We start from the raw sequence: 13,366 nt of genomic DNA on the forward strand, positions 1-13,366 counted from the left end.
TCCCCGATGGTGAGGCGCGTCGCGGCCACGGTGGCAGCGGCGGGAATCGTCGGTGCTGGCATCAGGTGGGGCGTCGCCACTCAAGTCAACGAGAACTGGGCGCTGTTCATCGTCAACGTCATCGGCTGCGGCGTCGTCGGCTGGGCCACAGCTCGTCACGAAGGGATCCGTCTCCACCGGCATGCTCGCTATGGACCCTCCCCCGCCGGCGGGCGGGAAGCCGGCCCGTCGCCGTGGCTGACAGCCGGTTTCTGCGGGGCGCTGACCAGCATGTCGGCGCTCGCGCTGCAGCTCGCCCAGCACCTCGACGACGGCCGCATCGGGACCGCGGGAGCATGGCTGGGCCTGGCGATTGCCGCCTGCACCGCGGCATTCGTGGGATGCCGCGTCGTTGTCGTCGCCAGGTGGAGACAATCATGACCGCGTTCACCGTGGCGGTCGGCTTCGGCGTCGCAGCGGCCGTGGGCACGCTTCTGCGCTGGCGGGCGAGCACCACGCTCGGACCGGGCGGGACCTTGATCGTCAACATCGCCGGAGCCTGCGCGCTGGGCCTGCTCGCGAGCACCGCAGGCGCGGCTGCAACCATCGTCGGGACGGCAGGCCTCGGCGCCCTCACCACAGTGTCAGGCATCCTCTCTGAGAGCGCTCGCCTCAGCCGAGCCAGCCCGCTGCTCGCCCTCGGCTACGTCTCGCTGACCATCACCGGCGCAACCGCCGCCGCCTTCGTCGGTCTCAGCCTCACCTAACGGAGATCAACCAGCCAGCAGTGCATATCTAGGCTCGATCGTATGGCCGACGCCACCGCTCACGAAGCGTCCAGCGGTGCCACAGACCCGCCGGATACACAGCAGCGGCCGTCGCGCCTGCGGACGATCGTGGCCGCGCTCATCGTCGTCGCCGTCTTCATCGGTGCCACCGTGTTGGCCGCAGGCGACGATGCATTCCAATTCTTCGATTCGGGGCCAAGATCTTGCGGCGTAGAGACTCCAGCCGGATCGATCGAATCCGCCGCCCCAGCAGGAATGCGCCAAACCCTGTCACCCGAACCAGCGCTGCAGTGGACGCAGATCGATCCACCAGTCGATCAGTTCTACCGAACTCGAACGCGAGACGATGGCACCCTGTGGCGCACCAACCTCGTCTCGGCTTTCATGACCGCGCCAGACGGACTCGTTTTCGTCAGGGTGAACGACGGCGGACGCCGACGATTGCTGGTGACATCGAACGGCACAGACTGGGAAGAACTCTCCCTACCGCCAAACGTCCAGCCCCAGCACATCGGTGTCTCTGGCAATCGCTGGGTGATCGCCGGACGCGCACTCGGTGACGAGGTCGGTGACGAGGTCGGTGACGAGAACCGGTTTGATCTTGACCGCGTGGTCGTTTCCGACGATCGGGGCGCGACCTGGACTGAGGTACCCATCGATCCACAGACACCGCCCCTCTTCCGGGACAAGCACATCGCCACGGTCGATCTCATGGTGTCGGGAAATCGCATTGTGCTCATGTCCGTCGTACGGCCCGAAATGCAAGTGCGCGATCCGTTCGTCGAACATGGCCTTGCCGAACCCGGTGACGATGTTGTCTTCGGCGGTTTCCGGGAAGACACGGTGATGGCACTGGTCCGGTCTTCGGATGCGGAGGGCAACTACGTGCACGTCGAGCTCTCTCTTGAAGATCTCGACCTGGCCGACCGGGAGAAGGAAATCATTGATCGTTGGGAGCACATCGACGCCAATCACCTTGGCTACATCCGTCTGTACGCAGGCGATCAGGACGGTCTCGAAGTCGCATCTGAGCTCAACAGCGGATCGGCCCACGGAGTGGCGACTAGAGACGGTTTCGTTGTCGCTGTTGATCGCGACGAACCAGGCGGATGGCGCTACCTCGCATCACCGGATGCTCGCGAGTGGGGCGAGCTGTACCCGGCCAGCCCGAACTTCGGCTTCCCGCTTTCGGGAATCGACGCCAATGGCGAAGCCTGGGCCGTGCTCTCGGAAGTCCATTTTCGCAACGTGCTGACCAAGATGCGGTGCGGTCAAGCGCCAACCCCCGTAGCCACGCTCGACGGCATCCAGTTCTCACATGTGTCCGGCCCGGGAATTCACGCCGGGCGAGCAGGTTTCGCTGCAGTAGCAGAACCCGTCGAAGAGTTCCGGTTGCTGTTCGGCATCGACCCCGTCAACGCCGTCGGCAGTCCCTTTGGAACGGTCGCGAAAGGGATCTACGAGTTGCGTCTTGGCGAACCCATGGGGGGCATAACGCTGTGGGATAGCGCCGAGAATGCGCCCGTGTATGTGTGGGCTGATGCGTACTCCGGGAAGACACCATCCGGGGTTCGCGAGACCGGCGCCGATCAGGCGTACCAAGTGACATTCGAAGCGCCTGATACCGGGGAGGATCTGGTCACGTTCACCATGGAGGATCTGTCCGTCGTGTCGGGGGCGATGCGCGCACGTCACTTCCACTACGAGGATGCGTCAAGAACAAAGTGGATGGGTTGGTCGAATAACGGCGTCGACTGGAACTGGCAGGACGCGACGGACGCGTTCGGGCTCGAGACGCAGCCAGGCAACGTCAAAATCGCTGTGGGCCGCGACTTCGTGATCGCATCGGTCACGCCATCGGAGGGCGATCCCATGTGGTTCGTGGCCAAGACGCCCTGAGGGTTGTCGCTGGTCGGTGACCTACGCAGGCGCACCGATCTCGGTGAAGTTGAGCCATGGGTGCAGCACCTCGGGCACCGCAATGGAGCCGTCGGGGCGCTGGTGGTTCTCCATGATGAAGACGAGGGTGCGGCCGATGGCGCAGGCCGTGCCGTTCAGCGTGTGGACCAGGCCGGTGCCGTCATCGTCCACCCAGCGGGTGGCCAGCCGACGAGCCGAGTAGTCGGTGTAGTTAGAACACGACGTGACCTCGCGGTACGCCCGCTCCGATGGCAGCCACACTTCCAGGTCGTACTTCTTGGCGGCTGCTGCACCCAGATCGCCGGCCGCCACGTTGATGACCCGGTAGGGCAAATCGAGCGAACCGACAATCTCCTCCTGGATGGTGCGCAAGGCCTCCAGCTCGTCCCAGCTCGTGTCCGGATCGCAGAACGAGAACATCTCGACCTTGTCGAACTGGTGCACCCGGAAGATGCCGCGGGTGTCCTTGCCGTAGGTGCCGGCCTCGCGGCGGAAGCATGACGAGAACCCGGCATAGCGCAGCGGCAGCTCAGCCCGGCCCAGGCGCTCGCCCCGGTGCAGGCCAGCCAACGCAACCTCAGATGTCCCGATGAGAAACAGATCATCGCCGGCGATCTCGTACACCTGATGACGGTCTGCGGGAAAGAACCCGGCCTCGATCATCATCTCCTCGCGTACCAGCACCGGCGGCGCGACCGGGACGAAACCGTCTCGCTCCAGCAAGTCCATCGTCCACTGCACGAGGGCGAACTCCAACCGCACTGCGGCGCCTTTGAGGTAGGCGAACCGCGAACCGCTGTTGCGGGCCCCGCTCTCCGAGTCGACGAGGCCGGTCAACGCTCCGATCTCGGCGTGATCGTGGGCAGGCGGCTCGCCGCACTCCCCCACCTCGTGCACCGTCTCGAAATCCTCCTCGCCACCCGACGGCACATCGGCCGCCGCAGGGTTCGGAGCCTGCAGCGCCAATTCGGTGCGCTGCTCGGCAGCTGCGCGCTCTTCGGTCTCAAGGCGCTCCACCTCTTCCTTGAGGCGCCCCGCCTCGGCGATCTTGGCCGGGCGATCGTCGGGTGCCGCACGGCCGATCTCGCGTGAGGCGGCATTCTGGGCGGCACGCACCTGCTCGGCCTGATGGGTCACCGACCGCCACGTCTCGTCGGCCGCGAGCACTTCGTCGATAAGACTGGGCTCGGCGCCCTTGCGAATCGCGCCGTCGCGATACGCAGCGTCGTCACGGAGCCGCCGAAGATCGATCACGCCGGGTGAAGCTACCCAGGGACACGAGCCACACTGCAAACTGTGGCATTCACCCACTGCGAAGGGACATCCATGGAACCCTCCTACGACGTCGTCTGGCCTGGATCCCATTCGGGAATCGAACACCGGGAACTGGCGCCGCGGCTCGACACGCTGGCCGGCAAGCGCATCGGGTTCCTGTGGGACTACTTGTTCCGGGGCGACGAGTTGTTCCCGATCCTCGAGCGCGAGCTCGCCAACCGCTTCGAGAACGTGGAGTTCATCGGCTACGACACATTCGGCAACACCCACGGCCCCGATGAAGCCAAGGTGATCGACCGCCTGCCCGATTCGCTGCGTTCACGAGCCGTGGACGCGGTGGTGTCGGGAATGGGCTGCTGAGGCAGCTGCACGCCCGCCGTGGCGCGGGCAGCAGTGGTGGCCGAGGCCGCCGGGGTGCCGTCGGTCTCGGTCGTGTGCGAGAGCTTCGACGGCCAGGCCATCGCCACCGCGCGAGGACACGGCTTCGACGGACTGCCAGTGGCCCTCACCGTGGGGCACGTCGATGCCCAGTCCGCCGCCGAGATGGCGGCCAATTTCATTGCTCACACCGTCGACGCGGTTATCGAGGGCCTCACCGGCGAGTCGGCGGTCAGCAACGGCACGAACGGCGCGGCCTCCCGCATCGATCCGCTCCCCTACGACCCAGTGGCCAGCGGATCCATCGACGAGATCAACGACGTCTTTGCCAGCCGAGGCTGGTCCGACGGCCTGCCGATCGTGCCGCCGACACGCGACCGCGTGGAGGCTTTCCTAGCTGGCACCGGCCTGGATCCACAGCAGTCGCTGGGCCTCGCTCGCACGGCCGGCCGTGCCATGACCGTGTGGTCAGTGGCGACGAACGCCGTCATGGCGGGCTGCGAACCGCAGCACCTTCCGATGCTGCTCGCCGCGGCCCGCATCCTGGCGGACTCGCACTACGGCGCCGAGCACTCGGGCAACACGACCGGCGCCGATGCGCTGATGATCCTCGACGGGCCGCGGGCGGCAGAACTCGGCTTCAACTCCGGCGTCGGGGCGCTGCGCGACGGCGTGCGCTCCAACACCAGCGTCGGACGGTGGCTGCGGCTGTACCAGCGCAACGTCTTCGGCTTCACCGCCACCGAACACGACAAGTCCACGTTCGGGAACACATTCCGCGTCGTGCTGTGCGAGGACGCCGCGACGCTGGCGGACATCGGCTGGGAACCCGTCAGCTCCGAGTTCGGCTTTGGCCCCGACGACGACGTGCTGACCATGGCCCGCTTCAACAGCGGCGCGATCGTCGGCAGCGTGTTCGGCTCGACACCGGACGAGATCGTGCCCTACCTGAGCGACGGACTGGCTCGCATCACCGGCTGGGATCTCGGCCACCTGTACGGCCTTGGCCACCTGCACTACCGGCCGTTGCTGGTGCTTTCACCGATCTTGGCACGCACCTGTGCTGCGGCAGGGTGGACCAAGGCGCGCTTGGCTGAGGCCTTGTTCGACCACGCCCGCATCCCGGCGTGGCGCTTCGAGAAGCTCATCGGCGAGTGGACGAACCTGACTGCAGGTCGTCCCCGGCTCACCGACGTCGTCGCCGCCGGCAAGCTGCCGCCGCAGTTTGCAACCTCAGAAGATCCGGATCGGCTGGTGCCGATCGTGTCAGAGCCGTCGAAATTCGTGATTGCCGTGGCGGGCGATGCGAACCGCACGAACGCGTACGTGTTCAGCCACGACGGGCCCCATGGCGACTACACCGCTTCGGCGATAGAGCGGCTCAACAGCGTCTGACGAGGCGGCCGTATAGGGACCCGCGTCGCTGGACGACGATCAGCAGCTCGGGTTGGGGCTGAGATCGCAGCCTGCTGGGTCGGTCCAGAACACCATCGAGGTGCCCATCGCCGCGTAGACGGCGACGGCGAGCACCAAGCCCCCCACGAACAGCCACGTGAAGAGCTTGTTGTCGAACCGCAGGTGCATGAAATAAGCGACGACGATCTGGAATTTCACCACCATCAGGATGAGCAGCGCCGGAACCTCCACCGGACCGAAGTCCACGAAGTACGTCATCACCTCCGCTGCCGTCAGCGCACCCAGCAGCAGGGCGACCTTGATGTAGCCGAAGTCGCTCAGGCCGTGTTCGTGGTCGCCGTGGTCGCCGTGAACCTCTTCGGGAGCGGTTTCGGTGGCGGTGCTCATCGCTGCACTCCCTACGGGATCAGGTAGACGACCGCGAAGATCACGATCCACACGATGTCGACGAAGTGCCAGTACAGGCCGATGATCTCGACGGTTTCCGCCCGTTCAGGCCCGAGAATTCCACGGTTCACCAGCATCCACAGCGTGACGAGCATGACGACGCCCAGCGACACGTGTACGCCGTGGAAACCGGTCAGCGTGTAGAAGGCCGACGACGAGATGCTGACCGTGTACCCGAGTCCCTCCCGGTAGAAGCTCGTGAACTCGTACACCTGCCCGGCGATGAACACCGCGCCCAGCGCGGCAGTGCTCAGCAACCACAGCTTGCAGCGTTCCATTTCGCGACGGGTAATCGACGACACCGCCAGCACCATCGTGAGCGAACTCATCAGCAGCACAAACGAACTCACCGACGTGAACGGGATGTCGAACAGATCAGCCGCCGCCAACGGCTCCTCGCCCGATGGCGGCTTGCGGTTGCGCAGCAGCAGGTACGTCGAGATCAGCGCGCCGAAGAGCAGACAATCCGAGCCCAGGAAGGCCCACATCGTCATCTTCTCGTTGGACAGGCTCGTGGTGGGCGGCACCATCTCGTAGTCGTCCCACGAGGTGCGCGGGTACGCGATCTGCGGCTCGTCCGGATCGACTGGTTCGACGGCGGCTTCAGCGGTCTCAGTCACCGGTGGCCTCCCCATTCGGCGTGCTGGCCACCAGCACGCCGTTCCCGTCAGCGTGGCCGTCGGGACCGCCGTCATGATCGTCGTCGTGACCGTCATGGCCGTGGTCATCGTGGCCGTGGCCATGCCCCGCATCGGGATCGGTGGGCGGCTCAAGAGTCCAGCCGAACATCGAACCGACCAGCAGCAGCAGGCCGATACCGGTGATCCAGAGGTTGTAGATCAGCCCGAAGCCGATCAGCGGGAGACCCATGGCGAGCACGATGGGCCAGTACGACGGCGACGGCAGGTGCGGGTGCTGGTCGCCAAGCTGGGCGATGTCGTTGCCATAGGCGACCCGGCGCAACTTGCCGCTTTCGTCGTGTTGGTACTTCTTGTGCCAGAAGTCGTCGACGTCGCTCACCACGGGCACGTAGTCGAAGTTGTGCTCGGGTGCCGGCGAAGGAATCGCCCATTCGAGCGTGCGGCCGTCCCACGGGTCCGCCTCGGCATTCGGCTCAAGGCCCCGGCGGAAGCGGCCCCACGTCCGGAAGATGTTGACGGCGAAGATCACCATGGAGATGAAGATGATGAAGTAGCCGATCGTGGCGATCTTGTTCCAGAATTCGAATCCGTCGAATTCCCCGTAGACGCTGTGGCGCCGAGCCATGCCCTGCAGGCCAACGATGTGCATCGGCCCGAAGGTGAGGTTGAAGCCCACCAGCACCAGCCAGAAGTGCCAGCGTCCGAGCCGCTCATTCAGGTGGTATCCGAAAGCCTTGGGCCACCAGTAGTACATGCCCGCGAACAGGCCCATGAGCGCGCCGCCGAACAGCACGTAGTGGAAGTGCGCCACGATGAAGTACGTGTCGGTCTGCTGGGTGTCGGCGGGCGCAATGGCGTGCATGACGCCGGACAGGCCGCCGATGGTGAACATGGAGACCAGCGATACCGAGAACATCATCGGCACCGTGAAGCGGACCTTGCCACCCCACATGGTCGCGATCCAGTTCAGGATCTTCACGCCGGTGGGCACCGCAATGAACATGGTCGTTGCTGAGAACGCCGCCACCGAGACCGGTCCCATGCCGGAGGTGAACATGTGGTGCGCCCACACGCCCCAGCCCATGAAGCCGATGGCGGCACCCGACAACACCACGATCGGATAGCCGAACAGCGGCTTGCGGCTGAACACCGGCAGCGTCTCAGACACGATGCCGAACGACGGCAGGACGAGGATGTACACCTCGGGATGGCCGAATATCCAGAACAGGTGCTGCCACAGCAGCGGATCGGCGCCCGCGGTCACGTCGAAGAAGTTCGAATCGAAGGTGCGGTCGAAGGTCAGCAGCACGAGTGCCACAGTGATGACCGGCAGTGCGAAGACCAGCAGGAACTGCACCACCAGGATCATCCAGGTGAACACCGGCATGCGCAGCAGCGACATGCCTGGGCAGCGCATGTTGAGGATGGTCACGAGCAGGTTGAGCGCGCCCAGCAGCGAGGCGATGCCGACGATCTGCAAGCCGATCGCGTAGAAGTCCATGCCGTTCCCGGGGCTGAACGCCAGCCCGGTATTGGGTGCGTAGGCGAACCAGCCGCCGTCCGCGCCACCGCCGAGGAACCAGCTGAGGTTCAAGAAAATTCCGCCGAAGGCGAAAATCCACAATCCGAGGGCATTCATCCGGGGGAAGGCCACGTCTCGGGCGCCGATCTGCAGCGGCACCAGATAGTTCGCGAACGCGTTCGCGAGCGGCATGATCACCAGGAAGACCATGGTGACGCCGTGCATGGTGAAGAGCTGGTTGTAGGAGTCGGCGCTCAACACCCCGGCGTCCGGCCCCCACAGCTGCAGGCGGACGAGCCCGGCCTCGATGCCACCCACGAGGAACCAGAACATGGCGGCAGCGCCGTACATGATTCCGATCTTCTTGTGGTCCACCGTGAACAGCCACGAGCGCCAGCCCGTCGCTTGAGTGGGGCGTGCAAAGACGCCGGTGCGTGGCGAGTCGTCGGTGACGTGGGGGGCATCGCCGGCTACCTCGAGCTCGGTGCCGGATGCTTCGCCTTCTGGGCGATCGGTGATGATTGCCATCGGGTCGTCCCCCTAAGTCCGGGCCGTGCTCATTGGGGCAGCACGGGCGGGCTGCCGAGGGTCTTCAGGTACGCCATGAGGTTGTCGAGGTCCTGATCGGTCAGCACCTCGGAGAAGTCCAGCATGCCCTGCTGGTTGTCCGCGCGGGCCGGCTTCATGTTCGGCGCATTGCGCACCCACTCACGAAGCTTGGCGATGTTGAGGCTGCCGTCGGGCAGGTACGTGTCGTACAGCGCCCCGGCGAACGCCGTGCGGCCCATCAGGTTGGTGAGGTTCGGCGCGAGGCCTGAGAGGAGGTTCGCGTTGCCGCCGGCGGCGCTCTCGTACGCACCGTCGACGACGTGGCAGCTGATGCAGTGGGTCTCGAACAGCGTCGCTCCGGCGGCTTCGGGCGTCCCCTCAGCGGGTGCGACGTCTCGGGCCTGTGTCTGCCCGTCGTACTGCTGGCGCACCCAGCGATCGAAATCGTCGGGGTCGAGCGCAATGGCCCGCATCTGCATGTTGGCGTGGCTCAGGCCGCAGAACTCCACGCACTCTCCGTAGAAGATGCCCGGCTCGTTGGAGCTGATCCGCCAATCGTGCACACGCCCGGGCACAGCGTCTTTCTTGCCGTTCAGCCGGGGGATCCAGAACGAGTGGATGACGTCGTTGGAATGGATTTCGAGGTTGATCTCTTCGCCGGTGGGGATGACCAGATCGTTCGCAGTGACGATGTCGTACTGGCCGTTCTCGTCGATGTCGTAGCTGAACTGCCACCACCACTGCTGGCCCTCAACCTTGATCGTGATTCCGTCACCTTCTTTGGCGAGCGCGAACACCGTCGGCAAGGTGATCACGGTCAGGAAGATCAGCAAGATCGTCGGGATGATCGTCCACGTAAGTTCGGCTTTGCGGTTGCCGTGGATCTGCGGGGGCAGGTCGTCGGGGTCGTCGGTGGGCTTGGCCCGGAACTTCACGATGATCGTGGCAACCGCAGCCGCCACGAAGATGCCGACACCGACGGCCATCCAGCCCGACAGGCGCATGAGGCCGTCGATTTTCTGCGCGTTCTCCCCGACCGGTTTGGTGGCATCGAGGCGACCGGTGGCACAGCCTGCTGCAATCAACCCCAGCAGGGCCAACGCGACCAGGCGCCAGCGTCGAGCGAAACCGGTGCCCATCACTCGTGTCCCCCGCCGGTTTCGCCAGACTCGTCCGATTCGCCTGAGCCCTCCTCGCCAGGTTCGCCGTGATCGCCAGCGATCTCGGCGCCGCCCTCCGGGTGAAACTCGCGCTCACCCCTCACCCCAAAAGCGATGCCCGCCACGATGAGTGCAACGCCACCCAGCACCAGCGTCGAGGCCATCACCGAACGCCTGATCTGGGGCTTGGCGTACACCACGAACGCGAACGCCAGGATCATCGCTGCAATCACGATTGCCGCCAAGCTCGCCTTGGTCTTGCTCACCGACAGGAAGATCCGGGAGGCCAGCACCACCGGCACACCGATGCCCAGCACGCCATAGAGCGAGATCTCGAAGGGCCGCAGCAACCGGGCCCGCTCGACCGCATTCGATGCTGCGTCAGTGGAGAGGTGCTCTGCCCACGCGCTCATCGTCCACTCGACAGCGGAAATGAGCAGCAGCGCCACGCCTGCAATGGTCAGCAGGGAGCCCGTCACCAAGCCGACCATGAGCACGCCCATGCCCACCGCCGCCATGATCGGCCAGTAGGCCGGTGTCGGCCGGTAGTCGTGCGAATGCGCCCGGTCGGGCGAGTCGCCGTCGCCCACCGTCAGTGCCAGGGCGAACAGCAACGCAAATGCCGCAGCAGCGACACCCAGCACGATGGTGGCGTACATGACCACATGGCCCGTGTCGTCCATGCCGGTGAGCACGCCGACAACCACTGCGGCTGCGGCGGCCAGCGCGATGCGACCGGCGAAGTATCTGCTGGCGATGCCGACCATCGATCCCCTACTTCACCACGTACACGGCGTACCAGGTGGCTGCCCACGCAAGCACGGCGAAGTCCCAGAAGAAGACCGCTGCGCCCAGCGGCGTTGAACGGTCCCGGCCGACGCCGCCGCCAAGCGACCGGAGCGTCATGAGGCCGAGGTAGAACATTCCGACGATCAGGATGGCCAGCGAGAGCCCGGTTACCGCGAACGCGAGGTTGGCCCACTCGCCCGAGCCGAGCTCTACCTCCATGCGGTTCAGGCTGAACATCACCATGTTGAAGAAGGCGAAGCCCATCACCAGCGTGATGGCCATGCCCACCCAGGTGTGACCGCGTTCGCCGCGGCCGCTTGCCCACACGGCCCAGTGCGCAGTCACCACCGAGACGAGCAGCGTGATGAGGGCATAGACGAGCTGCGGACTCGGTACAGCGTGGCCGGCCAGCCATTCGTGGCCCGGGTCCATGCCCGAGGCGTGCCGGCGGGCCATGTAGTGGCCCAGCGCTCCGGCGACTGCCATGGCCCCGGCTGCAATTGCAAAGCCCGTGCCGACCAGCTGGCTACGCGGGCGCGGCGGTAGGCCGGGAACGACATAGCGGCCGGGTTGCTGGCCCTCAACCGTGCTCGCGGCGCTGGCTGGGTTGGCGATGGATGCTGGCATCAGGCCGGCACCTCCTGCGCTTCACGTTCGCCTGCAGCAACGCTGCCGTTGAGTTCCGCGTCGAGCAGCGGCGTGCCGGACGTGAGCTCAGGCAATGCTTCAGCGGGGCCGAGCGGGGGCGGCGAGTCGAGCAGCCATTCTGGGGTGAGCCCGCCCCAGGGGTCGGCTTCGGCTTCGGCGCCCTTGCCCATTGCAACCGAGACCAGGATGTTCAGGACCACGAGCGCCAACCCGGCCAGCACCCCGATCACGCCGATGGCGCCGAGAACCGACAGACCCTCCGCGCCCGATGCATCGACGAGGCCCGCATAGCCGGTCGTGAGCAGCGGGTCGTGGTAGACGAACTGCGGCTGCTCGGTGAAGGCACCTGACAGCGTCGGGCCGAGCCATGCGAGGAATGCGCCACCGCCAATGGCAGCGAAGCTCGCCAAGCCTGCAAGCTCGGACAGGCGCCGGCCCCAGATCTTGGGTGCCCACCAGTGCAGCGCAGCGAGCGCTCCGAGCAGCCCTGCGCCGTAGATGAGCAGGCTCTGTTGGCCCGTCACCCACGTGGTCATGCGCAGTGGGGCATTTCCGTCGATGCCTCGGCCAGCGATCTGCAGCCAGTCCACAGCCGCGCCGATCAGTCCGATCAGCGCGGCGACCGCCACGAGCAGGCCGGCAAAGAATGCGGCCAGCACCGCCGTGTTGGGACGCGGCCACTTGCGGCTCTGCCACACGGTGAAGCCCAGCAGCGCCAGCAATCCGGAGACACCCGCCAGCGCGCCGGCGTACAGGCCGACCAGCACGATGCCTTCGAGGCCATCGACGATGTCGGCACCCTCGGCGGTGATGCCAAAGTTGGCCCAGGCGCCGAATCCGAAGAGCCCAACGAGGCCCATCGTGAAGTACAGCGCGAGCGGCTCGAATACCCAGCGCCGGGCTGCGGCCAGCATGACCTCGGCGGCCACGCCCAGAACCGGCACCACATAGATGAACAGTTGCGGCGTCCGGTACATCCAGTCGATACGGGACCAGATGCCGTAGTTGCCTTCGAGGAACACGCGGCCGTAGCGGTGGTCGATGTAGAGAATGACGATCTGGCCGAGCACCACGCCGAGGCTGACCACCAGCATCGACGCCGTCACGAGCGCCGACCACGCGAATGGGGGCGTGCGGTCCATGTACATGCCCGGGGCACGCATGGTGAGCGTGGTGACGGCAACGCAAATGGCGCCGGTGAGCAGCGACATCACGAGCCCGGCAACCGCCAGCAAGTGCAGGTCGACGCCGTCGTCCCAGCCCCCACCGGGCCCGCCGTTGGCGATGTACGCGCCAACGAGGATGCCGAACGAGATCAGCCAGCCCCAGAACGACAGAGCTGCTGCCCGGCCGAATGCCACGTTGGGGGCACCCACCTGCAGCGGGACCACATACATCGCAATGCCCAGGAACAGCGGGATGAGCATGCCGAACACCAAAGCGTCCCGCGTGAACGTGAACGCCTGCACGAAGGTGTCGGAATTCAGAACGGTGTGGCCGTTTGCTGAGGCAAGATCGAAGCGCACCAGCAGGTCGGTGACCGCACCAGCCAGAGCGAACAGCAGGGAACAGCCGATGAACAGGCGACCGATGCGCTTGTGGTCGGTGGTATTGAGCCAGCCGAACGCCGTGGGGTCTTCTGCCTGTGAAGCCACGGCAGATCCTTCCGAATGCTCAGCTTCGGTAGTGGCGTCGGTCATGCGGCGAAGTGATTCCCGGACTCGGCGGGCAGCGCCGCTTTGGGGCGACACCAACGGGGCACTCTAGCGACCCGCGGGCTCCTCAACCAGATTGTCTGCGACCAAATCGCGGCGGTCTTCCGCACTGGCTGCACGCCGGTGCCCCACCACAACC

Annotated in this window: 12 protein-coding genes; 4 read left to right on the forward strand and 8 right to left on the reverse strand. The window is 65.7% G+C overall.

Annotation, left to right across the window (positions count from 1 at the left end; translation table 11 throughout):
* Nucleotides 1-6 precede the first annotated feature (6 nt).
* From ACOQPH_RS15035 to ACOQPH_RS15045, 3 genes are read left to right on the forward strand one after another with little or no spacing between them, the layout of a single operon-like run.
* Nucleotides 7-420 carry a FluC/FEX family fluoride channel gene (locus ACOQPH_RS15035; RefSeq protein ID WP_420622155.1) on the forward strand — a complete coding sequence of 138 codons (414 nt, stop codon included), beginning with the start codon at nt 7-9 and terminating at the stop codon, nt 418-420.
* Nucleotides 417-746: a CrcB family protein gene (locus tag ACOQPH_RS15040; RefSeq protein ID WP_420622156.1), complete on the forward strand. Its 330-nt coding sequence runs from the start codon at nt 417-419 to the stop codon at nt 744-746. The genes ACOQPH_RS15035 and ACOQPH_RS15040 overlap by 4 nt, the downstream gene beginning before the upstream one ends.
* A gap of 42 nt (nt 747-788) precedes the next feature.
* Nucleotides 789-2,666, forward strand: a complete 1,878-nt coding sequence (locus tag ACOQPH_RS15045; protein WP_420622157.1) for a hypothetical protein — start codon at nt 789-791, stop codon at nt 2,664-2,666.
* Between the two features lie 21 nt (nt 2,667-2,687).
* On the opposite strand, the gene serS is transcribed toward ACOQPH_RS15045, so the two are convergent.
* The gene (gene serS / locus ACOQPH_RS15050; RefSeq protein WP_420622158.1) at nt 2,688-3,941 is read right to left on the reverse strand and encodes a serine--tRNA ligase; all 1,254 of its coding nucleotides are present in this window, start codon (nt 3,939-3,941) and stop codon (nt 2,688-2,690) included.
* Between the two features lie 72 nt (nt 3,942-4,013).
* On the opposite strand from serS, the gene ACOQPH_RS15055 reads away from it, so the two are divergent.
* A complete protein-coding gene (locus ACOQPH_RS15055) occupies nt 4,014-5,735 on the forward strand; it encodes a UGSC family (seleno)protein (RefSeq protein ID WP_420622159.1) in 1,722 nt (573 codons plus the stop codon).
* A gap of 39 nt (nt 5,736-5,774) precedes the next feature.
* Here ACOQPH_RS15055 and ACOQPH_RS15060 read toward each other — a convergent pair whose 3' ends face one another.
* The 7 genes from ACOQPH_RS15060 to ACOQPH_RS15090 are packed head-to-tail and all read right to left on the reverse strand — an operon-like array spanning nt 5,775 to nt 13,167.
* Entirely contained in the window at nt 5,775-6,143 is a 369-nt protein-coding gene (locus ACOQPH_RS15060; protein WP_420622160.1) for a cytochrome C oxidase subunit IV family protein, read from the reverse strand.
* A gap of 11 nt (nt 6,144-6,154) precedes the next feature.
* Nucleotides 6,155-6,823, reverse strand: coding sequence for a cytochrome c oxidase subunit 3 (locus ACOQPH_RS15065; RefSeq protein ID WP_420622161.1), 669 nt, complete (start codon nt 6,821-6,823; stop codon nt 6,155-6,157).
* A complete protein-coding gene (gene ctaD, locus ACOQPH_RS15070) occupies nt 6,816-8,894 on the reverse strand; it encodes a cytochrome c oxidase subunit I (RefSeq protein ID WP_420622162.1) in 2,079 nt (692 codons plus the stop codon). The genes ACOQPH_RS15065 and ctaD overlap by 8 nt, the downstream gene beginning before the upstream one ends.
* Before the next feature lie 29 nt (nt 8,895-8,923).
* Nucleotides 8,924-10,054, reverse strand: a complete 1,131-nt coding sequence (gene coxB, locus ACOQPH_RS15075) for a cytochrome c oxidase subunit II (protein ID WP_420622163.1) — start codon at nt 10,052-10,054, stop codon at nt 8,924-8,926.
* The gene (locus ACOQPH_RS15080) at nt 10,054-10,842 is read right to left on the reverse strand and encodes a hypothetical protein (RefSeq protein ID WP_420622164.1); all 789 of its coding nucleotides are present in this window, start codon (nt 10,840-10,842) and stop codon (nt 10,054-10,056) included. Before ACOQPH_RS15080 ends, coxB begins: the two co-directional genes overlap by 1 nt.
* Nucleotides 10,843-10,849: 7 nt before the next feature.
* Nucleotides 10,850-11,491: a cytochrome c oxidase subunit 3 gene (locus ACOQPH_RS15085; RefSeq protein ID WP_420622165.1), complete on the reverse strand. Its 642-nt coding sequence runs from the start codon at nt 11,489-11,491 to the stop codon at nt 10,850-10,852.
* The gene (locus ACOQPH_RS15090; protein WP_420622166.1) at nt 11,491-13,167 is read right to left on the reverse strand and encodes a cbb3-type cytochrome c oxidase subunit I; all 1,677 of its coding nucleotides are present in this window, start codon (nt 13,165-13,167) and stop codon (nt 11,491-11,493) included. Before ACOQPH_RS15090 ends, ACOQPH_RS15085 begins: the two co-directional genes overlap by 1 nt.
* Between the last annotated feature and the right edge of the window lie 199 nt (nt 13,168-13,366).

Source organism: Candidatus Poriferisodalis sp., assembly GCF_965221945.1.
Taxonomy (GTDB): Bacteria; Actinomycetota; Acidimicrobiia; order Acidimicrobiales; family Poriferisodalaceae; genus Poriferisodalis.

Excerpts from the sequence above, each read along its gene's own strand:
- ACOQPH_RS15045 (WP_420622157.1), top strand. The coding sequence starts at position 789 with ATGGCCGACGCCACCGCTCACGAAGCGTCCAGCGGTGCCACAGACCCG.
- ACOQPH_RS15085 (WP_420622165.1), bottom strand. The coding sequence starts at position 11,491 with ATGCCAGCATCCATCGCCAACCCAGCCAGCGCCGCGAGCACGGTTGAG.
- ACOQPH_RS15060 (WP_420622160.1), bottom strand. The coding sequence starts at position 6,143 with ATGAGCACCGCCACCGAAACCGCTCCCGAAGAGGTTCACGGCGACCAC.
- ctaD (WP_420622162.1), bottom strand. The coding sequence starts at position 8,894 with ATGGCAATCATCACCGATCGCCCAGAAGGCGAAGCATCCGGCACCGAG.
- coxB (WP_420622163.1), bottom strand. The coding sequence starts at position 10,054 with ATGGGCACCGGTTTCGCTCGACGCTGGCGCCTGGTCGCGTTGGCCCTG.
- ACOQPH_RS15040 (WP_420622156.1), top strand. The coding sequence starts at position 417 with ATGACCGCGTTCACCGTGGCGGTCGGCTTCGGCGTCGCAGCGGCCGTG.
- ACOQPH_RS15035 (WP_420622155.1), top strand. The coding sequence starts at position 7 with ATGGTGAGGCGCGTCGCGGCCACGGTGGCAGCGGCGGGAATCGTCGGT.
- ACOQPH_RS15080 (WP_420622164.1), bottom strand. The coding sequence starts at position 10,842 with ATGGTCGGCATCGCCAGCAGATACTTCGCCGGTCGCATCGCGCTGGCC.